The organism is Pontiella sulfatireligans (assembly GCF_900890705.1).
Classification (GTDB): Bacteria; Verrucomicrobiota; Kiritimatiellia; order Kiritimatiellales; family Pontiellaceae; genus Pontiella; species Pontiella sulfatireligans.
Window position 1 is genome coordinate 140,559 of the sequence record NZ_CAAHFH010000002.1, and the last position, 23,501, is coordinate 164,059.

The following is a 23,501-nucleotide window of genomic DNA, read 5'->3' on the forward strand; positions in this document are numbered from 1 at the left end:
TTAAGCTCAGCCTTGTTCCTCTCACTTCCTATCGCTTCCTTCAGACCCCGCCGTTACCAGCAATTCGGATTCACTTCCCCTCGGACGGGGTGTTATCGCCTTCTTTCAGGCGACTGGGTTTGCCGGCTTTGCCGGGCAAACAAAAAACGCGCTTCCCGTTTCCGGGAGCGCGTTTTTCATATTCCAACTGACTGGAAGTGCTACACCAGTTCGCAGGCCCCGCCGGCGCAAGCAATTTCGCCCTGCGGGTTGGTGCTGTCTTCCTGCTCGTTCATCAGCGTGAAATCGACCGAGCGGAAGTTTGCGATCAGCTCATTCCACAGGGTTTCATCCTGCGCCGTCACCACTTCTTCGTGCGGTGCCTGCTGATAGAGTTTGTCGCCGGAAGACGCCAGCATGCTGATGCCGGTAAAGTCGGCCCGGTTTTCCCAGATATACTCCGCCACATCGTCCCACTCGCCTTCGCGCACGCTCAGGGTGTTGGAAACATTATGGTAAAGGCCCGGATTCATTTCCGGACGCGCCGTGCCCGGCACCACCCAGTTTTGCTGCGTGGAGTGCACATGTCCGAGCAAATCCATCGCCGACATCTCGCTGCGCAGAATCGCTTCATCCGGCGCTTCAACGCAGAAGGTGATGACATCGTCGGTCTTGTTCGCGCTCCAGACCGACTCTTCGCACATGTGCGGATTCTGTTCATTGAAGTGCACATAAACCGGATCGGTTTTGTTGGCCTGTACGCGGCGGAAATAGCGGCGCGCGTGGCGCGGGTGGATGCCCGAAGCCGTACCGAGCAGCAGCGAAGTCGATCCAGCCGGCTTGACACAGGTCAAACGGGCGGCGGGTTCGGTGCCGAGTTTCAGCGAAATTTCACGGTTCACCTCAATGGCATACTTGGCCATCTTTTGCTGCATCACCGGATCCAGCGTGATCGCCGGCGAGTCCATCATGCCGGTGATCGATACGCCCAAGAGCGCCTCGCGGCGGCAAAGCTTTTCGGTAGTGCTTCCCAAATACGGGAAGTCGGTGTATCCGGCCTGGCAGGTTCCGATAATCGTGGCGGCGCGCACTGCAATGCGGAAATCCTCTTCCGACTGCAGGCGGGCGCCGTTGATTTCGGTCAGGTTGCAGAACTGCCAACCGGACTCGATCGTTACATTGCCTTCCTTGTCCTTCACTTCAAGATGCGGGTTAAGGCCGATCTCGCAGCACGGATTGCAGCCGTGCGAGAGGTCGTTGGCGAAATAGAAGCCCGGCTCGCCCCACTCCTTCTGTTTGGTGAAGATGCGCAGGAACTGCGCTTTAGAGGTTTCGTCGCGGATCAGCTTCACCGAGTTGTTGGAACGCCCGCGCTGCGGGTTTTCCTCAAACCAGTTGCCGCGTTTGGCGTTCATCATTTCGCCGTCGTCGGCCGAGAAGAGGCAGATTGTCGCGCTGCGTCGAACGCCGCCGGCAATCACGGCGTCGGCCGCATGCATCATGATGTCGTAGGCTTCGATCGGCTTGAGCTTCCGCCCCATCGCAATGTCGAGAATGTTGCGGGCACGCTCCAAAGCGCGGCGCAGCGGCACATGGCCGGGGGCGCGGCCGCCCGAAGTGGCCAGCAAGCTGCCCCGATGGCGGATTTGCGAATAGTTAAACTCGACGAGATAGCCATCCACATAGCTGAGCATCAGCTCCTGCATGGCATCCGCCCAGCCCTCAATGGTGTCCGGAACGTTGAAGTGGCGCACCGTGCCTTCATCAACGGAGGCGGCCAGCGCCGGAAGCTTTTCAACGTGTTCGAACTCAACGCTGAAGCCGACGCCCGTTCCGCAGAGCAGCAAGAAGAGGCCATCGCGGAAGAATTCAATGCGGTCGCAGATGCCGAACGTGCAGTTGTACATGCGGGCATGGTTCTTTTCGATGGCCGGTCCGGCAAACTGCATGGAGCGCATCGAAGGCAGGCAACGCCTTTCCAGCACCTGTTCGAACGCCCAGTTGATGTCTTCGGAGGCTTTCGGATAGCGACGCAGGTGCATGTCGCGCACCCGGACAACGGCTTCGGGGAAGGTTTCGCGACGACCAAGGTCCTGAAGGTAGCGGGCATAGCGGCTAACCAGCATGTAGTCCTGAATGGCGGAGGCATCGGGACGCAGGCGCTGGTTGCGGGCCTTTTTGTGCTCTTCGCGGTAGAGGATGAATGCGCGGGCCACGTCGTAGAGGCCGGCCCCCATCAGCTGCTGCTCGACGAGGTCCTGAATGTCCTCCACGTCCACTTCGTTCTGCCCGCGGTGGGCATAGCCCTTGACGATGTTGTCAAGGCGCTCGGTGATGCTGTTAATGATTGTTTTCAGGTGCGGCTGGACGTCGCCCTCGGATTTGGTCGCGCTTTGGACAGCCTTTTCAATGGCTTTGTAGATTTTTGTTTCGTCGTATTCAACGCTAGCGGCGTCGCGCTTTTTTACTTTGATTACCATGGCATCATTTCCCTTTTGTAAAAGTGTGGTTTGGCCGTTGTCAGCCGTGGTTTTCAGGAAAAGGCGGATGCAATTACCCACAATATGTAGTGCTCTCCCAAAACAAATGCACAATATATGGTTGATTTGCCCATTGGTAGGAAAAAATTAAAAAAACCCGTTTCCGGTGGCGAAACCGGCGTTTTTCCTAGTAATTCAGCCGCTCGATGCGCGTCTTAAGTTTTTCGGCGTCCTTGGTGTCGCCATTGTTCTCGTAGGCGGTGGAGAGCAGTTTCAGGAGCCCTTGCTCATAGGCGGGAGGGAAATTATAGCCTTTAATCAAATCATCGACATACCCTTCAAGAAAACGGACCGCTTCCTTGGTCTGCCCCGACTGTTTCGTCAGCTTGATGTAGTCGCGGATCATTCCGAAAACCTTGCTGCCCTGATCCTGCTGGTCGTCGAGCAGCTGCTCCAACTCCTTGCGCGCCTTCTTAAAATCCCCCGCAGCCACGATCTGCTTGATCCGCTGGTTTTCAAAGGAGCGGGAGAGGTCGTCGCGGTCGTCGTCCACCGCCCCGGCGAGGCTGCGCACCAATTGGTCGGCCTCTTCATTCCGGCCCGCCTTGCGCAGGCTCTTCTCTATCTGCTTCCCCGAGGCCACCAAAATATCCGGATATTTCCGGAAGGCATCCTTCATTTCATAAAACAACCCGGCCAGCCCGGCATAATCCCCCTGGGCCATCAGCAGCTGCCGCTCGATCTCCCACGGACGCATCGCGCGTTTGGTCAGCGCTCTGGCCCGGCGGGCGCAACGCAGGGCATTCGCCGGATCGCGCGTCAAGAGCACCTCGGCCACCGAGATGTAGGCGCTCGCCTGCGCCGCATCGGACGAATGCAGCGAATGCTCGCAGGTATATTCAACGTCGTGGTCGGTCATCTGCCGGCGCGTCTGAGGGTTGACCGCATATCCGGTGGTGTATTGCTGCCCTTGATAACGGCCGACATCGAGCACCCAGTCGCCGGGCGCCTTCATAAAGGAAAACCAGGCGTGGTTGGCGCTTGTGCCCGAACCGCGGAAATAGATGGCCGGAATGCCGTGCGCCCGGGCGGTCAGCACCGCGTAATAAGCCTGATCGACGCAAATCCCGCCCTGCCGCTGAATATTCTGCAGCGTATAGACGCCCTTGTCCCACGAAAAGCGCGACCCCTGCAGGCGCGCATGGTCGTAGGCAATTTCACTGTATTTTTCGCCCCAGCGCGAAAGCGAGCCGTCGGCGTTCGCACGCGCCCACTCCAGCTCGCTGACCGGCGCCGGAACATGCACCACAAACACCAGCTCTGAAACACCCAGATTTTCATAATCGATTTTGGCCTGGCCGCTTGAATAAAGCGCTTTGAAATAGTCGTACAGCGCAACTGGATCGGGCTTGTACGGCAGCAGGTTTTTCCCCTGCTGGCCATGCATGCGCGTCTTTCCGGGATGGTCCAGCACCAGCGAAATCGCCAGCATCAGCTCAAAATATTCATCACACCCCGCCGGATCATGCTTGCGCAGCTGCGTCAGCAGCTTCATGCACGCCTCCGCCTTGTCCTGCGGTGCAAACGCATCGACCACCGAGTGCAGCCGGCTCCCCGACCCCAGAATCCACGTCGCTGTTTCCGGAGGCACCGCCGCCTTTTGCGAAAGCTGCAAAAAACGAATGCATTCCGCCGTGGCGGCCAGTTGCGCCAAATCGCGCGAACCCATCCGCGAGGTTTTGCCCAGCTGCTGGCTCAAATAGGCCGCCATTTTTTCGATGCCCTCCGCCTGCCGGCTCTCCAGCACATACTCCAGCGACGCAGAACGCACCTGTTCAGCCGACGGAGCGGCCTGCACCGCGACCGCCGCCAAACACAGAAACCAAATCACCCGCACGGATGTATTATGCCTCAACATCATTTCGCTTTTCCCCGTAAGCATTGAACCGGTTAGCTTATAGTCCGCATCAGCAAACTTTTCAGCACAATTCAAACGGCCTCTTGCACTCAGCACATTTCCTCTCCACCCATTCGCCCGTGATAGGGTTAAACCCCATGGCGCTCGGGCGGCCAAATACCAGATTCGTCTTCCTTGCTGTTCATTCGTGGCGATCTTTATCGCGCGACGACTCAACCTGTTTCATAACCCGGTCAAAGTCAGATTCGATACGCTGGGTCGTATTAAATTTTTCATATTCGGTGAAGGCCTTTTCCTCGGCTGTCTTACGCGAAACCGTTCCGAAATCCTCCAGAACCTTGTATTCATTGAACTCCAGAAACCGGTTTACGCTATCCGCAAAGCGCTCCATGGTGAACGTATTCCGACGCTCGATGATCCCCTCGATATAGTCAAAAAAGGCGGATACCGTCCGCTCCAGCTTTTTGATCTCGTCTTCGGATAAATAGTTCTTTCCCACGATCGCATCTGATTTAAGTATGCGTCCATCAGGGGCGTTCTTATAGGTCATCATGCCCATAACGGTTTTTCCGCGTCTGCGCTCAGGTAGATGATTTCCGACGCGGTGCGTCCGGTGATCGCATAGTGGAATTTATCCTGCACGTGCGCGTAGAATTGGCGGGTCAATTCCGACTTGGGATCATAGTCGATGCTGCACTCGGCAAAGATATCGGTAATCTGCTGATAGATTCGGCGCTCGCTGGCACGGATGGACCGTATGCGCTCAAGCAACTCCCGGAAATAGTCCTGCCCGAAGTAGCGCCCGTTTTTCAGGCGCTCATCATCCATGGCAAAGCCCTTGGTAATGTATTCTTTAAGCAGTTGCGTCGCCCAAATGCGGAACTGGGTGGCGCGGGAGGAGTTAACCCGGTAGCCAACGGAAATAATGGCATCCAGATTATAAAACTTGGTTTTCTGTGCCTGCGTTTTCCCTTTAATGGCTCCGTGCGGAGTGGTTGTTTCCAAAATGGAAACAACCACTTTTTCCTCCAACTCACCGCTCTCAAAGATGTTTGCGAGATGCTTGGAAATTGCCGGCACTCCGACCCCGAAAAGCGCAGCAATTAGCTTTTGTGGCATCCAGACCGTCTCGTCGTGCAGGACACATTCAACCTTCACCTGTCCATCCGGCGCGGTATAAAGCAGGAAGTCCGTCACCTCATCCCGAGTGGTCAGCTTGCGTTCGTTGTTTTCACTCATAACACAATCCTTTTTTGGACCACGAATGGACGCGAATAGACACTAATGCCACCCATCTAATGGGTGTTCCTTTTCCCGGAATCGCTCGGCTTAATCCCAAATTCTAAAATTCTCGACTGAACCATTTTCTAAGATTCATAGGCTGACCCTTTTGCCTTATTTTTCCTCAAAATCATTCTACTCTCCCCGCACACGATGACCCCATTAGTTCCTTCCATTCTCACTTCTATCCATTTTGCGTTCCTTAACGGATGATCCTCTACGCCCTATTCATCAGGGAGTTGACAGAACCAGTGATAACAGGACTATTTTTTGACCGCAGCATGAAAATGGTCCTGTTATCAATAGTCTTGTTAAAATCTCTGCTGCGAAGCCACGTTAGCTTATACAGATTATAAATACGCTTTTCAGCTAGAAACCTAAAAACTCCGCGCCACCGCAGTAAAAATCATTCTGCCACCAAATTATTCTGCCTAATCCTCCCTGATTCGGGTTTACTCCCTACATGAAAGTTTCAGTCGTCATGCCGGTGTACAATGCCGAGGACACGGTGCTCCAAACTCTGGAGAGCCTGCGCGCACAAACATTCCAATCCATGGAAATTATTGTGGTCAACGACGGCTCGACCGACGGGACGCTGGATATCCTGCGGGCGCTGCCGGACATCAAGCTGCTCGACCATTCGCACCGCGGCATTGTCCCGGCGCTGAACGACGGGCTGGCCTCCGCCAGCGGCGAATACATTGCCCGCATGGATGCCGACGACCTTTGCCACCCGGAGCGCATCGAGCAGCAGGCTTCGTTTCTCGACGCTTATCCCGACATCGGAATGGCCGGGTGCCGCGTCGGGTTTGGCGGCGACCGCGAAAAACAGGCGGGCTATGCGGCCTACGTCGACTGGATCAATTCGCTGATCGAGCCGGACGACATCGCGCTCAACCGCTTTATCGAATCGCCCTTCGCCCACCCGTCGATCATGTTCCGGCGCGAGCTGTTCGAGCAGTTCGGCGCCTACCGCGACGGCCCGTTCCCGGAGGACTACGAGCTGTGGCTGCGCTGGATGGCCAACGGCGTGAAGGCTGGCAAGATCGATCAGCAGCTCGTCACCTGGAACGATCCGCCCGGCCGCCTTTCGCGCACCGACGAGCGCTACAGCATCGACGCCTTCTACAAAACCAAGGCTGAATACCTTTTCCAATGGCTGGAGCACCACAACCCTCACCACCCCGAAGTCATCGTCTGGGGCGCGGGCAGAGTCACCCGCAAAAGGGTCGCCATTCTGGAGCAATACGGAATACGCATTACGCAATACATCGACATCAAATCCCGCCAACTCAACTGCGGCACGCCGGTCATCCAGCCCTCGGAAATCCCTGATCCCAAAACCTGCTTCGTGCTGCCGATGGTTGGCAAGCGTGGCGTCCGCGAATTAATCCGCCCCATATTGAACGAGCGTGGATTTACGGAAGGAATCAATTGCATCTTTGCAGCGTAGCCAATCCTCCCCTCATACTGATGCTGCGGCCGCGCAGCGGTGCACAGCAATGGATTACCCGTGAAGGGATTCTCCGTTTTTCACCACCCGCTGCGCTGGAGGGCACGGAGAGCAAAGAGATATTCCACGCATTGGAACAAATATCCCCTTCGTCAAAGCCCGATTACTAAATTCACGGGCCGACCCTTCCGACAGCTGGACGCAGATTTTTCCAATGCTTGGAAGATGCGACTCAGTTTTTCGATGTTACGATTACAATGTCTGCGACGCTTTAAACGTCATATTGGAACATTGAATGAGGTACATATGAAAAAAAGATATGTCACATTTACGCATCTATTCACACTGCTTGTGCCGTTCTGTTGCGGCGCAGCAGAATCCAATCTGCCGAAGAATCCGGGGTTCGAAACGGAAACTCTTCCCGTCGCATCCGGGATCGTCTCGGTGGTTGCCGCTCTGCCGCAGACGGAAACCGGCACCTCCCCCGTTTTCGAGACCGAAACCGTGGCGGTACCGGACGGCGTCCTCCGATGGCCGCTCGGCAGCAGCCCGGTCTGGATCATCGAAGGCAACCTGCCCGGCCAGCGCGGCCTGGAGCCGGAAAATTCCCCGTTCGGCATCCATCCGGCAACCGTGCCTGGCGGGGGCTATGCCAGTGCAAATGAAATCGGGATAGACTGGGAGCGCGCGGGCAAGTACTTCATGTGGGTTTTGTCAGAGCCTGATCTGAATGGCATCTACGACTGGGCGGGCTACGACCTCTATTTCCATAATGTGCCCTCCGGAATGCAGGTCATGAAGAATATCACCGTCGCCCACAACAGCATGGTGAAGGTAGCCGATCGCAGAACAGATCAATCGCAGGACAACCGTCGGAAGCTCGATATTTCGCGACATTTGGACGGCACCACCTATCGCCCCGCAGACAGCGAAGCCTACAGCCGGTGGGTTCAAGCCGCCGTGGAGCGGTATGACGGCGACGGCTCCGATGATATGCCCGGGCTGGCAAACCCGGTCAAATACTGGCAGGTCGACAACGAACCGCCGCGCAGGCGCGAGGGCTACGCCGACCTTGTGCGCATCACATATTCAGCCATCAAAGAGGCCGATCCAACTGCACAGGTACTGCTCGGCGGACTGGAACTCCCCGCAGATGAACGATCCCTCAAAAACTGGGAACGAACCCAATTGCCGATCCTGCGCGAACTCAACGGGCAATCTATCGACATTCTTGATTTACACTATTTCGGCAAAGTCGGCGGCTGGCAAAACATGGCCGATGCTCTCGATCGCGTGCGCCGGGATCTTGAGGACTGCGGCTTCCCTCGCGATCTGCCGATCTGGATCACCGAAACCGGGACCTATTCGGGAAGCCCGACCGACCGGCGCGGCGACGGCAGGGAACCCCTGCAAACCGAATCTGAGCAAGCCGCCGAGCTGCTCAAACGCTACACCGTGGCCCGCTACCTCGGCGTTGAAAAAATCTTCTGGGCATGGGGCATGATGGAAGGATTCAAACACGACGACTGCTTTTTCGACTACACCGGATTAATCTATGAGGGCCGCGGCAGCGATGATCCTGGGCGGGGGGTGAAAAAGCGGTCTTACTGGAGCTACGGGAAAATGACGGAGCTGCTCCAGTATTGGGACGGCAGCGCACCCCAAAAACTGGAAACGGCACCCAGCGTCCATGCCTACCGCTTCCGGTTGGCAGCCAATCCCGATCAGGGCATTATTCTTGCATGGAAGGTGGAGGAGGCCGAAGAGCACAGAAAGGTTTCCCCCGCACGCGTTAGCGATCGATAATTTTTACCGAAGGTGAAATAACGGCCAACGGGGAGTGGTTCACCATTGGAAAATTCCAAACCTCCAGTCACGCCGTAGCCTTCGCGAAGGCGGATGGAACAAATATCCCCTTCGTCAAAGCCCGATTACTAGATTACGGGACTGACCCTTCCGAAAATTTACGGACCCACCCTGTTGAAAGGCTCGCTTCGCGTGGCGACCGCGCACACGTTTTCCGCTCACCTTTCAGCGATACTTAAATCCGATAACCGACCCTTTTCCCTGTTTGATATTGCACTAATTCCATAGGAGTGGCACCTTGACTTATGGTAGCAGGTGCCCTTCAAAAAAGGGTAATGTCAACTCCCCTTAATGTAGGTGTAAATTAATATGAGAGCCTTGCTGGACACTAATATTGTTATTCATCGCGAAGCCCCTGCCGGGATCAATCAGGACATCGGAACCCTGTTCAAATGGTTGGATAAGGCGAAATATGATAAGTGTGTCCACCCGATCTCTGTTGACGAACTTCAAAAACACCAAAACGAGAAGAAGCGCAACACGCTAAATATTAAGCTTCAAAGTTACTCCATCTTGAAAACTATCGCTCCGCTTGCGGATGAAGTTCAGGTCGTGTCCGCTCAAATCGATACCAATGAAAACGATATCAACGACTCGCGGCTTCTTAATGAAGTTTTTCAGGGTCGCGTTGATATTTTCATCAGCGAAGATAAAAAGATCCATACGAAGGCGGCTCAGCTGGGCATTGATGATCGAGTTTTTCGTATCGACGGATTTCTTGAAAAAGTGGTCTCTGAAAACCCAGATCTAATCAATTACAATGTCTTAAGTGTTACCAAAAAGCATTTTGGCGACATCGATCTGCAAGATTCTTTCTTCGACAGTTTCAGAGAGGACTACAACGGCTTTGATCGATGGTTTAATAAAAAAGCCGATGAAGTTGCCTATGTTACGCATAACCGAGGACACATTCTCTCTTTTCTCTATGTAAAGGTGGAGGACGAAAATGAGAACTATGCGGACATTACTCCGACCTTCGTGCCGAAACGACGATTGAAGGTTGGAACGTTCAAGGTGGTGAGTAACGGAGTTCGTTTAGGAGAACGTTTTCTGAAAATCATCTTTGATAATGCGTTGAGATATCATGTCGATGAAATCTATGTGACTATTTTTGACCAGACCGATGAACAAGAGAGGCTCATCTGCCTTCTACAAGAATGGGGCTTTATTCCTCATGGCATCAAAAGAACGGCGAACGGAGACGAACAGGTGCTTATTCGAAACTTCGCTCCGCTAATCTCTCAGAATTATCCCAAACAATCATTTCCATATCTGTCGACCAGTAATCGAATATTCCTGTGTCCAATCTATCCAGACTATCATACCGAATTATTCCCCGATTCAATTCTGACCACGGAATCAGCATTGAACTTTAAAGAGAGTCAACCGCACCGAAACGCACTCAGCAAAGTTTACATTTCGCGCTCGATCAACCGAAACCTTTCTCCTGGAGATGTCATCGTTTTTTACCGAACCGGTGGGTACCACAAAAGTGTGGTCACAACCATCGGTGTTGTTGAAAGCATTGTGAATGAAATACAGAGCGAACAGGAATTTATTTTGAAGTGCCGGAAGCGAAGCGTTTTTTCAGATGATGAGCTAAAAAAACACTGGAATTACAAGCCCCGGAACCGTCCATTTATTGTTAATTTTCTATATACATACTCATTCCCGAAACGGCCAAACCTTGCAAAGCTCATTGAGCTAGGCGTTATCGCAGGAGCAGATGCTGCTCCCCGTGGATTTGAGCCAATAACCAAAGATCAATTTTATAAAATTATTACGGAGTCCCAAAGCAATGAAGGTATTATTGTCGATTAAACCGGAGTTTGCTGAACGCATTTTTGACGGAACCAAATTATATGAATTCCGCAAAGTCATTTTCAGGAACCCAGATATTAAAACGATTGTTGTCTACGCATCATCACCCGTTCAACGTGTCATCGGTGAGTTCGATATCGAGACGATTCTCAGTGATGCACCAGAAAGCCTATGGAAGGAAACGAAAGAGTTTTCTGGAATTAGCAAGGAATTCTTCTTCGATTATTTTTCCGAGCGTAATGTGGGATTTGCGATTAAAGTGAAGAAAACTCGTCGCTTTAAAACGCCTCGATGCTTGCGCTCAAGCTATAATGTCAGCCCACCTCAATCCTTTTGCTATATATAAGGGGCCGTCTTGAGATGGAGGGAACTCCCAACTTTTTAACCAGCCTTCACAAAGCTGATGCATCCTTCGTTTTTCTCGGAGGAATTCATGGTGTTGGAAAGACAACCGCATGTAGACGATTATTTATTCCCGCTGGATATCGCTGTGTAACTGCCAGTTCGTTGATTAAGGCGTATGGCGACAGTTCAGATGAAAACAAACGAGTTGAAAACGTTGCTAATAATCAGGCGGTACTCATCGAACAACTGGCCTTTGAGAAAACGCATCATAATCATCTTCTTCTTGATGGTCACTACTGCTTGATTAATAGCGTAAACAAATTTGAACCAATTGATATCGATATTTTTCGAATGATTAATCCCTGTGCGTTTATCTTGCTCAAGGGCTGTCCTTCTGAGATCACACAACGGCTTAAGAATCGAGACGGAAAGAACTGGGATCAACCATTTGTAGAGCAGTTTCAAATGGCTGAGGAACAACATGCCCAGTACATATCTCATGAATTAAATATCCCCCTCCATGTTATTTCATACGAGGAGGATCAATGAACGGATATAACTTTCACCTATTGGTAAAGGGTTTGGATATCCGCGTGTCACGAAGTCCTAAATTCACGGACCCATCCTTTTGAAAGACTCGCTTCGCGTGGCGACCGCGCACACGTTTTCCGCTTACCTTTCAGCGATACTTAAATCCGAGAAACCGACCCTTTTTCCGTTGATGATTGCCTCTGGCGAAGGGCCTTTGATTGAATTGCATTCAGATAGCGAATTGCGTGAGGATGTTGAATATTGCGATCAAAGGCATCCGATTGATGATCTTCCACAACTTTCCCACCTGCGAGAAATGCAATCCTATCTGCAAAGGACTTGGCAAAACTGTAGTCATGAGTGACTACTATTAAACCAAAAGGTTCATTACCTTCAGACTTATCTCCTATCTCAAATTTCCACAGGTCATCAATAGCCTTTACCATCTCCAGGCTTGTCTCTGGATCAACAGCGCTTGTTACCTCGTCCAGCAAAAGAACCTTTGGGCGGAGAACTAATGCTCTACATAACGCAACCCGCTGAGCTTGGCCACCAGAGATCGAATTGGGATATTTGTTCAATATATCCGAAATCCCCAAAGCCTCGGCTGCTCTTTCGGCTTTTTTAATGGCGACTGACCTTGACGATTTAATCACTCTTTCTAAAGGAAGTGTGATGTTTCTGAGTACAGTCATATTTGGAAATAAATTAAAGTGCTGAAATACCAGTCCAATCTGTTGTCGAATTAAGTGTGGTGGCTCAGTGAAAAGACCTCCTTTGCAATAATAACTATCAAGCAAACGCATATCCCCACTAGACGGCTGCTCCAACGTTGCCAAACAACGTAACAAACAACTCTTACCCACACCACTCCGTCCAATTACGGCCAGACGTTCGCGATTATTTAGGTCCAAAGAAAGATCTCGAAGCACTTCTGTGTCGTTAAAACGCAAGTCAAGTCCGCGTACAGTCAAAATAGGATCTATCTCCGAATCAGCCATTCACTTTTCTCCAACTTGCGAGCATACATACCTAAAGGAACAACTAATATTATATAGACTAAGCCTACGATGCACCACGCCTCCAAACTGCGATAGGTCTGGGAAATCGCCACCCTTGCAACAAAAACCGTATCATGACAGCCTATGACCGAGGCAAGACTTGATAGTTTTATATTTCCAATATAAAAAGCAATCATAGGAGGAAGCAACTGACGAACAACATCCGGTAATATAATGAATATAAGGATGTCAAATCTCTGAAGACCCAGAGCTTCTGCTCCAAGGATTGAGTTACGCGACACACCATCAATAGCTGCTCTCACCAGATCAGCAGTAAATACCGTTTGGAAAAGGGGTCAGTCCTATGAAATGATGTTTTCTGCATTTCCCCTACTCCCGTCATCCCAAAAATTCGCTTCATCCAAGCGGTCAGAACGCTTTTTCGACCATCCGCCCACTCAACTGCACGACCCATACGCACAGCAAAAATATACACACAGTTTATAGGGATTTAGGCTTAAGTAAAGGAAAGGGGTTGGGGGAGTTTGAAGTTTGAAGTTTGTGGTTTGGGGTTTGGGGTTTGAGGGTTTGGAGAGTTTGAAGTTTGTGGTTTGGGGTTTGGGGTTTGAAGGCGTGCGGGAACCCCGTTACCGCTTTTCCTCCACATAGGCTGTTCCTGTGAGAAAGCTGAGACGGGAGGAAACACTCACTTGGTTCGTTATTGAACCACTCCCATTGGTCGTTATTTTCTTGCAGAAAATTATCTGCGCTGCGGGCATTCGCAAATTATCATTCGCTTCGCGAAGTGGCAGCACTCCAGGGCGGTTGCACCGCATTAGCGGACAAACAAAATAAAATCCCGTCCATCCTGTTTATCCTGTCTAAAAAACCTCTGTGGCCTCTGTGCCTCCGTGTGAGATAACTATCCCTCCAACAGAACAACGCTTTCCCCGCTATGCGGCCTACGTCGATTGGATCAATTCGCTGATCGAGCCGGCCGACATTGCGCTCAACCGCTTTATCGAATCGCCCTTCGCCCATCCCTCGGTCATGTTCCGGCGCGAACTGTTCGAGCAGTTCGGCGCCTACCGCGACGGCCCGTTTCCGGAGGACTACGAGCTGTGGCTGCGCTGGATGGCCAGCGGCGTGAAGGCTGGCAAGGTGGACAAGGAACTGGTGACGTGGAACGATCCACCCGGCCGCCTTTCGCGCACCGACGAGCGCTACAGCATCGACGCCTTCTACAAAACCAAGGCTGAATACCTTTTCCAATGGCTGGAGCACCACAACCCTCACCACCCCAACGTCATTGTCTGGGGCGCGGGCAGAGTCACGCGCAAGCGAGTGGACATCCTCGCCAATTATGGATTACGAATTACGCAATACATCGACATCAAGCCTCGCCAGCTCAACTGCGGCACGCCGGTCACCCAGCCCGATGAACTTCCCGACCCAGAAACCTGCTTCGTGCTGCCCATGGTTGGAAAGCGCGGCGCCCGAGAACAGATCCGCGCTTTTCTGAACAAGCGCGGATTTGTTGAAGGCCTCCACAGCATCTTTGCATCCTAGTAGTAGACCTTCAGGCGGTAGCAGCAGTTTTCATCGTCATCGATATCGATGCTCAGGAGGGCTCGCTGGATGCCTGCCACCGGCGTTGTCGTGGAGCGGTCAACAATCCATTCGCCGGCATGCTCCCACGTCTCCATATCGGTGGATTTTTCGAGCACATAGATCAGAGTCGGATCATCCGCCCGGCTGTTATGGGACGCCGTCAGCGTTCCTTCCGCCGGACTAGGCTCCCAGGCCAGGCTGTGGGCGAGATCGTCGTTCGGCACCATGGGATCGGTTCCGAAAACATACTCCTCAATATTTATGAGGCCGTCGCCGTCCGGATCCTGGTTGTCTCCATCAATGGCCGTGTTGCTGCCGAAGTGAGCCGTCCGCCAGCTTCCAATGAAAGCGTTCGCCGCATAGATCGTCATGGTTACATCGGCCTCGACCGGCGCTGCGACAAATGCATCGTTGACGCGGATCTCAAAGACTTCCGTTTCGCTCGTTCCGCTTGATACGCCGCCGTTGATGTTGTAGCGAAGCCCCCGCAGGGCGGTGGTGATGCTCATGGGCGAAGCGTTGGCCATCACATAATAATCATTGCCGACCTCTGTGAAGCCGCCCAATGAGGCCGGGTAGAACGCACCCTGGCGCGGCGCGAACAATAATCTCACGCTGGCCGTCAGCAGCTGCGTGCCCATCTCGTCAACATCCTCCACCTGCACAAACTGGAACGGGATCAAAACTTCGCCATCGCGAACACCCAGCGGATCAACCAGGCCGTTAATGACGGGCGGATCGTTGACCGACCACACGAGGATATCCAAATGGTTCGTCAGCGGATCATCCACGATGAACGGATCGCTCACGAACACGTCCACCCCTGTCACTTCGCTGCTAATGCCTGGAATCCGGTTTTCGGTCGGAACAAACTCAAGCGCTCCCAGCGCAGCCGAAACCGCGGAAGGCGTGTCCCTCATTTCATAGCGGCCCGGGCCGGTTAGGCTGAAATTGCCCAGCGGTTCGATGGTGCCCTTGACGGCATCATCCAGAACAATGACCACAAGTTGCTCTTCGTCGCCCCACAGATCGACATCGGTAACAGAAGCTCCTGCGAAGATATTGGTCTGCGTATTGTCATCCATCACCAGCCCACCGATGAATCCGCTGAGAACCGGCAGATCGTTCACTCCCTGGACCGTGATGCTAACCGTCGCGTTGCTGCGGTCCGAGCCCTCTTCCACCACCAGTACATGAACCAGCTGTTTGACGGCGTTGGAGGAATCGTCCAATACGGAATACTCAAAGGTTTCCGTATACGGGTAGGTTCCCGCATATCCCGACCCCGGCGTATAATGAACGCCGTTGGTGGAAACGGAAAACGCCCCCGCACCGTCGAGCACCAGTTCATATTCCGGCCCCGGCAGGATGCCGTCATTACTGAGCACATCCAGAATGTTGCTCGCAGTGCCTGAGATGACCGTAAACCGGTCTTCGTTCAGCATGAGGTCACCAACCTTCACCAACACTTCAGCCTCGGCCGTGCCGCCGAATCCGTCGGAGATGGAATAGGCAAACCGGTCGGTTCCCACAAAGTCAGGCAACGGTATAAACACCACCGAACCTCCGGAGACGACCACCTGCCCGCCCTGTTCAGGAGAAGAAGCACTGGTAATGGACCAACCGCTCGCACTGGACGGAATTGCGCCGTCATTGCGGAGCAGCGGCAACAGATTCGCCGTGCTGTTGCGCTGAACGGTAAAGCGGTCGTCGTTGATTTCGTCCGACAGATCCACATCCGCGTCGCGCAGCAGCACGTCAATGGTCACCTTCGCGAAGGCCCGGTTGGCGGTGCCATCGCTCAATTCATAGGTAAAGGTTTCCTGATAGGAACTGCTGGCCGCGTTGGTGCTCGGCGTATAGATCAGCGACTGCCCATCGCCGGCCACCTCGACATTGCCTTGCTGGGTCGGGGCATTGGTGGCGTTCGAATCAGTAATGCCGACGCCGACAATCTCCAGCAGTCCGCCCGTGTCAGGCACGATTGCATCATTATGCAGCACCGGCAAAGTGAACGCCGGGGTATTGGTTCCTTCGTGATAAACCGCATAGGCATCATCGTTCGCGGCGATAATACCGCCACCAACAATTAGCGTCACGCGGGCGGAATCCGTTCCGTATGCATCGGTCATCAAGTAGGTAAATGTTTCTTCACCGGTAAATCCGGGCACCGGCGTGTAGAGCAATTCCTGGTTTCCCGAGGCAATGAGAACAGAACCTCCGTGGTTGGGAGCATCAGAACCGGTTCCAATACTGATAACAGAAAGTTTGCGCCCAGAGTCTCCTCCATTGAGCAGCGAACGGTCGTTGACCAGCACCGGCAACGTTACCGAAGCATCATCTTTCGCAACGCGGAAAGCATCCGCATTCCCAAAGACTCCGTCGGCAACGAGAGTAACGGTCAGCACAGCAGTCAATTCACGACTACCGGTTCCATTGCCGTCCCGCACGGTGTAGGTAAAGTTGGTTGATCCGATCAGCCCAGATTCAGCGGTAAAGAGCAGGCTTTGCCCATCGGAAGCCACCTCAATCAATGCATTCGACGGCGATACATCCGTGATCTTCAACGAAGCCGGCATGTCCGGCAGCACCAGGTCGTTGGCTAAGACATCCAGATCCACCTGCATTCCCGCATCGTTGGTATGAACCACAAAACTGTCGTTGGCCGCCACGGGGTTGCCCACGGTCACCCATACGGTTCCGGTGCCGGTACCGCCCAAGCCGTCAATCACCTTATACCCGAGCTTGTCCTCACCGAAATAGCCCGCCTGCGGCGTGTAAAGCAGACGGTTGGCATCCTGATCGACCGTCACCGAGCCATTCGCCGGTTCGAGGCTGATGCTGAGAATATCCAGGTTGCCAATGCCCGGCAGAATGCTGTCGTTTAACACCACGTCCATGAAATTATCGAAGCTGTTCGCATTCACGTGGAAGTGGTCGTCCTGCGTGGGAAGCTTGTTCCCGCGATCCACCACCAGCACCTGCACCGAAGCTTCGGCACGGGCGGACCCGCCACCCGAAATTTCATAGCTGAAGGTGAAGGGCGCCGAACCGGGATGGTTCGTCTGGGTAAAGGCAATGCCGCTTCCATTAATCGCGATCTCGTCGATCCCGTTGGTGTCAGAAAGACCGGTAATCACGAATGACGCCGTTGAACCCGGCAGCGTGTTGTCGTTGGCCAGCACCGGAAGCTGAACCGACTCGCCAAGGGCGACCGTAAAGAAGTCGTCATTGGCTTGAAGATGCCCGTTCAGCTCTTCCACCGTCACGCGCGCCACAACCCGTCCTTGGCTGTAGTTGCCCCACTCATCCTCAATCCCGTAGGTAAAGATTTCGTCGCCGACGAAATTGACCTCCGGACTGTAGGCGAGTGAGTTTATGTTGGTATGAGTCACCGCGTTGGTGCCGGTGCCGGATACGACAACGTTGGTCACGATTCCCACCGTGCCTCCGCTGTCTGGAATGCCGACGCGGGAGATCCAAACGGCGCCCCCGCGCTCGTTGTAGTTGACATCGTTCACCATCACCGAAAGCTCCACTCCGGCACTATCGGCTTCCACGCGGAACAGATCATCGTTGGCAAAAATGAACGACTGATCCGTCAGCGTATATTCAAAGGTGTCCACCCAGGTCGTGTTGGAAGGAATCCCGTCCAGAAAGGCCGAACCGGAGGGATCGTAGAAGGCTGTGGAGTTGGAGATGGCGTAAGCGCCGCCATACAGCGAAGTGCCCGTTCCGGGAATCAGCCATAACGAGTTGTCCGGCGCATTGCTGTTCACATCGTAATCGAAATCATTGCTGATCGGATGGTTGTTCGTAGTGAATGTAAACGGCTGGTCTTCCAGCGTCGTGATTTCGTCAGCCACGGCCACCGGCGCATCGTTCACACCGACCACCAGCACCACTACGTCGTTCGTCACGAAACCGCCGCGATCATCGGTAATGACCGCCTTAAAGGAGTCAATCAGCATTTCATTATGCTCCAGCTTGTTAAGTTGCTCAGAAGACGGCGCATCATATACGATGTTCGTAACCGCACCGGGCACCAGCGTCACGGCTACCCCGAGCATGCTTGGCATCACAGAAAAGACCCGCAACGCATCCGTCGTATCTTCATCTGAATCATTTTGCGTCACATTCGTGGCCACGATCAAGAGTTGAACATCCTCTGTTGTGCGCCACACATCCGCCAGCACCACACTATCGGCTTCGGTTGTCCCGGCCACCTGCACACGGGCATCCGCTCGCCCATCCGTTCCTGAAGCCGCACCGGCCGCATCCAGCACCGACAAACCGGAAATCACATTTCCCAAGGTGTTGGTGCCTTCCACAAACGGTGCCAGCACCGCAAGCGAATCCGGATCCGGCGAGTTCATTGGAAGCTCATTCACGCCGGTAACATTAACGACGACCGGTACAAGGCCCACCGCCCCGTGAGAGTCGGACACGGCATAATAGAACAGATCCTCTTCGGGCTCCCCAAACGCGAGCGCGTTCAAGTGCGACGACGTCCACGGATTATACAGAATGCTCGATTCCGCGCGGTCGGCGCGGATTTCCAAAACAACCTCTGCGCCATATTGGCTGACAGCGGTCAAGCGGTTGCCATCGTCCAACTGGCCCCAAACGCCGGCAACGACCGAGCTGTCGACATAGACCACCGGAATGGAGAACCGGTCGGCATCCAATACCGTGACCACTTGCGACCCGTTATAGGACGGATGTCCGCCATAGCCGGAAATCACTATTTGCGAGCCGGAAACCAAGCCGTGTCCGATCGATTCAATGGTTACAACTGAATCGCCCAGATTGCCGGAAACATTCTGAATTACGTTCACTTCATCCAGTACGCCCACAATGGTCAAGGTGTTGGTGTTGTCATCGGTGTCGATGTCATCGTCGTTGGCCAATAAATTGGTCAGGCCCAGACGGGGCGCGGTTCCAAAGCTCGATTCAAAACCGGCGTCGGAATCAAACACATAGGCCGAACCCAGCAGATCCGGATCCGCCAGCAACCGCAGCGCTTCCTCTTCGGTACCGGAAAATTTGTCGGGCCCTCCAACGGGGACATCGTTGGCGCCGATGAGGGTAATGTTCACAACGTTCGACGAACTTCCGCCCCTCGAAGCCTCCGCAACCCAATACCCCGTATTGGTCTCGCTTCCCATATAGGCGTTCGTGATGCTAAAGGAATCGTTGGTTGCGGCGCTAACCGTGTAGACTTTGTTTGAGATGATCGAGTCGAAGATCCGCACTTCATCGCCGTTCTTCAGGCGGTGGTTGCGCGAGGTGATCACCACATTGGTTCCATTGCCCGAGGAAAGTTCAATTGCTGCGGTGCCTACATCCTCGATGCGGTACATGAATGAATCGCTAAGTTCTGCGCCGGCGGCGAGCTGCTGAATCGTGTTCGTTCCGCGGGGGTCGTACCACACGCTATCGCCGTATCCTGTTGCGGCGTTGGCAGCCACTTGACATGCTGCGCCCTGCTTCGCTGAATTCGTAAAAGTCGAAAGAGGCACGCCGGTCACGACAATGATATCCGTCCCGTCGGCATCCTTGTCGTTGTCGAGCACCTGAATGCGCTTGAGCTCATCCTCGCCCACCACCACATAATCACTCACGGCCACAGGCGCGGCATTTGGCTCGCCAAAGCCACGTGTTCCTAAGCCTATGATTTCCTTTCCGGGCGAACTAAAAACCTCATCAATTATATAGCTGTGAGGGAGGAAGGCGAAACCGGAAAACTGCGGCGCGAGCGAGAGCGACGAGTCCGGAAAGGACAGGTCGTTTTCGACATCCGCCAGATTCTTAAAGACCGAATTGTAGGAGGCAGCCAGTACGACGAGGCCGCGGCTGTCTTTCAGCACCACCACGCCACGGGCTTCCAGTTCCAGATTGGCAAATGCGTTGGGCTGGACCACCGCCACATTGGTAACCCCCAGCATCAGCGAATCAGAAACAATAATTCCGAATCCCGGATCTATCACGGTGTCCAGCGCAAAGATATGGCGCAGCGCTCCATCGCCGGAGGCGCTGTAATAGTCGTTCAAGGAGTCGTATGTGAACAACCGGAAGCCGCTCAGATCCGTGGGCAAAGCATTGCGAGGCACATAAAACTCGATAAAGTTGGTGGTGCCGGCGCTCATCTGAATTTCATTCACCAGCACCCGCTCGACGGCGCCGAATTCCGAGGCGCCGCAATCCGGCGCATCATCGCTGTCCGGCTTGCCGTTGCGAAGGACCCCTCGCTGGTCAACAGCAACAACCGGGTTGCTGCCATTGGTGCAGGCATTGATAGCCGGGCTTCCGGCCGTTAGCGGATAAACCGCAGCAGGCCCGATGTTATGAGTTAGCGGCCCCAGCAGCACATCTACAATGGTCTGGTCCGTTGCATCGGACAGCAGGTAAACATCATTCGGTTCATCGGAGAGAACTGAAAATGTGGAATCGTCAGAAGTATTGCCTCCCAGCGAATACATATCCCCTAAATTAACTTCCAGATTACGGCCCTGCTCATCCGAAAAGATGGTGTTCATCGGCCAAATGGTCGTTCCGGCGCCATTCGCATAAACCGAGCTGGCCAATCCTGCCTCATCGCGGTTTTCAGCAAAGGTGCAGTGGACCATCTCAACATCCAGATAGATCTGCGGATTAGAGTTTTCCGCATAGACCGCCCCGCCGCCATAGCCGGACGATGCCGCCTGGCGGTTTCCGGCGAACGTTGTATTGGTAAAGTAGCACGGCTGCGTGGTCCAAAGGGAAACCGCGCCCCCTCCAAGGCCGAGGGAGGCATCGGTTTGGTTGGACTGCAGCAGGCATTGCTCCAGAATAAGCTGGCCATGATCCACGTCGATAGCCCCGCCCCACTGGGTCGCCACGGAATCGCGCACGATACAGGAACGCAGGACAAGCCGCCCGGCCGGCCCAACAGAAATGGCGCCGCCCGTGGGGGCGGATCCCTGCTCAAAAGCGATGCCTTCCATTTCCACATCGGCCTCGATTTGGAATAACTGCTGGTTCGGAATCCCGTCGCCGTTGGAATCGCCGCTGATCGTCAGCAGATCCGCGCCTGGCCCCTTGAAGTTTATATGCTTGGTCAACTCAATCACTCCATTGGTGTCGCTCAAACGAATGATCGCCGGATATTCGGGCAACGCAAAGGTGACCACATCATTGGGCGCGGCATTCGAAATGGCGTACCGCAGCGATCCTTCGGCATTGTGGTCTTCCGCCTCCGTAACCATGATGTTGCGGGGGCGCTGGCGCAGGACGGTCTGAAGGTATTTCGTGGTGGTGTTGCCCAAATCGTCTTCCAGCGAAATCGTAAATTCAGTGGCGCCGTACGACCCTGAAGGGAAGCCCGCATAGTCATTGCTTACAGCAAAAGCAATATGCTTCAACAACCCTGAAATACCATCAACATAGTTGGTTGGAGTGCCGGCAATACTATTCGTATAGGTATACACGCCAGGCGATATGGTGGAAAATCCGGGAAATATATTCGTTACCGACAGCGTCCCTTTATCGCTGTCATCCATTGTAATCGTAAGATACAGAATCGTGTTTGTGTTGTCATCATCGCTGACCCTGACATCCATGAACGGGCGCGGATTGAGCGGCTCGACCAAATGCGGAACATCCGGCGGAAGCACGATCACCGGGGCGCCATTCACTCCATTGATTGCAACCGAGGCCTGATTATTATAGCTTTCCAAGCCCGGTTTATCCTTCACGTGAACCGTCAATGTTACCTGCTCCGTCTCCCCGACGGCCACCGAATTTTCGTTTGGAGTGAATAAACCGGACCGGAGTTGTTCCGAGGCTAAAGCCTGCGACATATACGAAGAAGGAACCGACTGTGCAAAAGACCCCTTGTTCGTCGGGCTGGCGGTGACCCAATAGCTGACCAGCTGAGAGCCCTGACGATCAGGGTCCTGAACCAACGCATTTGGAAACGGCGAGACCGGCGTGGCATCGTCGGTAAAAACGGAGGCCGAAGAAATGCCGGAAACCAAAGGCGGATCATTGACTTCGGTAATCGTCAACACGGCGGCTGCGCTATTCGTACCATCCTCTCCAGCATATACCGTCAGCCGGAACGTTACGACCGAGCTTTCCGCCAGATTCGGTTTTGGAATATAGTAGATATTCTTGATGAACTGCTCGGCTTCATAGGGCGACCCGGTGAACGTGGCGGCCTCCGGCGAAAACGTCCCCAGCACATGCCCCACATCGCTCGGAGTGGTCAGCGCAACCGCCACACTTGAACTGCCGAAGATCTGAATGCTTGGTGAAAAGATTTTTGCGGGCGCATTGTCGCCAATCGTGTTCGTGCTCAATCCTAGGTAGACGGCAGGAAGATCCTTAAGCATCTTAACGGTTCCAATCGCGGAAGCGGTTTGAGTGGAATGGATTTGATTGGTGTCGCCAACATTCAAGAAGTCGTGCAGCTGCACATCGAACTCCACCGATGCGGTTTGGCCGATCGGCAAGCCGCCGCCGAAGGGAGCGTATACCAGATTCGTCAACACGGCCTCGATTTCCGCCAGTGTTCCGGTGGACGACAGGTCGCCGGTCAGCTCGCCGCCCACGTCGCCGCCCACTGTTATGCTGAACGCATAGCGCTCGAACTCGGTTCCGAAGGCATCCGCATCGGTGATGGTGGCATTGGGGAAAATATTAAAATCTGCATTGGTGCTGGTGGCGGCAAACCCGGTGATGCCCGAAAGCACCGGCTCATCCTCAACCGCATTCACGGTCACGCTGAACGTTTCGTCGCTCGTATCACCGGCCCCGTCCGTCACCCGGAGGGTGACATTTTCAGTCCCGCTTCGATCCGCGGCCGGCGTGAGCCGCACCGTACGGTTTGAGCCGCTTCCGCCCGTCACAACCGCTTCAGCAGGGAAGAGAATCGTGGGAGCTGAAATATTGGTTACCAATAGGCTGGTCGCAGCCGTTTCGGCATCGGAGACGGTAAAATTAATCAGCCCCGAGTTGGTGTCTTCATCAAACGCAGGAACGGTAATATTGGAAATGGCGGGGTTCGCCGCCCAGGCTATCATGGCGCTCCCCCACAAAAACACAGCCGTACACAAGAAAGGCATTACACGCTTGGACATCCGTTTATCATTCAGCAGTTTCATAGCACTTATCCTCATATCGGAGCCTCTTCGCGCCGCGTTTTCATTTCTAAAATCGTTCAGCTGTCTCAT

10 protein-coding genes and 2 pseudogenes are annotated in these 23,501 nt (G+C 53.9%); 6 read left to right on the forward strand and 6 right to left on the reverse strand.

Features of this window, described 5'->3' with window-relative positions:
* Positions 1-200: 200 nt before the first annotated feature.
* The 3 genes and pseudogenes from SCARR_RS13765 to SCARR_RS13775 all read right to left on the reverse strand — a co-directional run bounded on the left by SCARR_RS13765 (position 201) and on the right by SCARR_RS13775 (position 5,616).
* Complete coding sequence (locus tag SCARR_RS13765; RefSeq protein WP_136062264.1) at positions 201-2,459, reverse strand: ATP cone domain-containing protein; 2,259 nt, start codon at positions 2,457-2,459, stop codon at positions 201-203.
* Positions 2,460-2,646: 187 nt separating this feature from the next.
* Entirely contained in the window at positions 2,647-4,473 is a 1,827-nt protein-coding gene (locus SCARR_RS13770) for a hypothetical protein (protein ID WP_136062265.1), read from the reverse strand.
* Between the two features lie 85 nt (positions 4,474-4,558).
* Positions 4,559-5,616: pseudogene (locus SCARR_RS13775) on the reverse strand (virulence RhuM family protein).
* A gap of 505 nt (positions 5,617-6,121) precedes the next feature.
* Here SCARR_RS13775 and SCARR_RS13780 point away from each other — a divergent pair.
* The 5 genes from SCARR_RS13780 to SCARR_RS13800 all read left to right on the forward strand — a co-directional run bounded on the left by SCARR_RS13780 (position 6,122) and on the right by SCARR_RS13800 (position 11,692).
* On the forward strand, positions 6,122-7,111 hold the full coding sequence (locus SCARR_RS13780; protein ID WP_136062266.1) for a glycosyltransferase family 2 protein: 990 nt from the start codon (positions 6,122-6,124) through the stop codon (positions 7,109-7,111).
* A 306-nt stretch (positions 7,112-7,417) separates the two neighbouring features.
* Positions 7,418-8,917, forward strand: coding sequence for a glycoside hydrolase family protein (locus tag SCARR_RS13785; RefSeq protein ID WP_136062267.1), 1,500 nt, complete (start codon positions 7,418-7,420; stop codon positions 8,915-8,917).
* Between the two features lie 369 nt (positions 8,918-9,286).
* The gene (locus SCARR_RS13790; protein WP_136062268.1) at positions 9,287-10,798 is read left to right on the forward strand and encodes a PIN domain-containing protein; all 1,512 of its coding nucleotides are present in this window, start codon (positions 9,287-9,289) and stop codon (positions 10,796-10,798) included.
* The gene (locus SCARR_RS13795) at positions 10,776-11,144 is read left to right on the forward strand and encodes a hypothetical protein (protein ID WP_136062269.1); all 369 of its coding nucleotides are present in this window, start codon (positions 10,776-10,778) and stop codon (positions 11,142-11,144) included. Before SCARR_RS13790 ends, SCARR_RS13795 begins: the two co-directional genes overlap by 23 nt.
* A gap of 14 nt (positions 11,145-11,158) precedes the next feature.
* A complete protein-coding gene (locus tag SCARR_RS13800; protein WP_136062270.1) occupies positions 11,159-11,692 on the forward strand; it encodes an ATP-binding protein in 534 nt (177 codons plus the stop codon).
* Between the two features lie 140 nt (positions 11,693-11,832).
* Here SCARR_RS13800 and SCARR_RS13805 read toward each other — a convergent pair whose 3' ends face one another.
* The gene (locus SCARR_RS13805) at positions 11,833-12,675 is read right to left on the reverse strand and encodes an amino acid ABC transporter ATP-binding protein (protein ID WP_136062271.1); all 843 of its coding nucleotides are present in this window, start codon (positions 12,673-12,675) and stop codon (positions 11,833-11,835) included.
* Positions 12,657-13,010: pseudogene (locus SCARR_RS29295) on the reverse strand (ABC transporter permease subunit); the annotation flags it as partial. The gene SCARR_RS13805 and the pseudogene SCARR_RS29295, both read right to left, overlap by 19 nt.
* A gap of 568 nt (positions 13,011-13,578) precedes the next feature.
* Between SCARR_RS29295 and SCARR_RS13815 the strand changes: the two are divergent.
* The gene (locus tag SCARR_RS13815; RefSeq protein WP_136062272.1) at positions 13,579-14,244 is read left to right on the forward strand and encodes a glycosyltransferase family protein; all 666 of its coding nucleotides are present in this window, start codon (positions 13,579-13,581) and stop codon (positions 14,242-14,244) included.
* On the opposite strand, the gene SCARR_RS13820 is transcribed toward SCARR_RS13815, so the two are convergent.
* On the reverse strand, positions 14,241-23,432 hold the full coding sequence (locus tag SCARR_RS13820) for an Ig-like domain-containing protein (protein ID WP_168433304.1): 9,192 nt from the start codon (positions 23,430-23,432) through the stop codon (positions 14,241-14,243). The two genes, SCARR_RS13815 and SCARR_RS13820, sit on opposite strands and share 4 nt — an antisense overlap.
* Positions 23,433-23,501: the final 69 nt, after the last annotated feature.

What these genes read in the sequence shown, in the direction of transcription:
- SCARR_RS13795 (WP_136062269.1), top strand. Translation starts at nt 10,776, where the DNA reads ATGAAGGTATTATTGTCGATTAAACCGGAGTTTGCTGAACGCATTTTT.
- SCARR_RS13765 (WP_136062264.1), bottom strand. Translation starts at nt 2,459, where the DNA reads ATGGTAATCAAAGTAAAAAAGCGCGACGCCGCTAGCGTTGAATACGAC.
- SCARR_RS13805 (WP_136062271.1), bottom strand. Translation starts at nt 12,675, where the DNA reads ATGGCTGATTCGGAGATAGATCCTATTTTGACTGTACGCGGACTTGAC.
- SCARR_RS13780 (WP_136062266.1), top strand. Translation starts at nt 6,122, where the DNA reads ATGAAAGTTTCAGTCGTCATGCCGGTGTACAATGCCGAGGACACGGTG.
- SCARR_RS13790 (WP_136062268.1), top strand. Translation starts at nt 9,287, where the DNA reads ATGAGAGCCTTGCTGGACACTAATATTGTTATTCATCGCGAAGCCCCT.
- SCARR_RS13785 (WP_136062267.1), top strand. Translation starts at nt 7,418, where the DNA reads ATGAAAAAAAGATATGTCACATTTACGCATCTATTCACACTGCTTGTG.
- SCARR_RS13820 (WP_168433304.1), bottom strand. Translation starts at nt 23,432, where the DNA reads ATGAAACTGCTGAATGATAAACGGATGTCCAAGCGTGTAATGCCTTTC.
- SCARR_RS13800 (WP_136062270.1), top strand. Translation starts at nt 11,159, where the DNA reads ATGGAGGGAACTCCCAACTTTTTAACCAGCCTTCACAAAGCTGATGCA.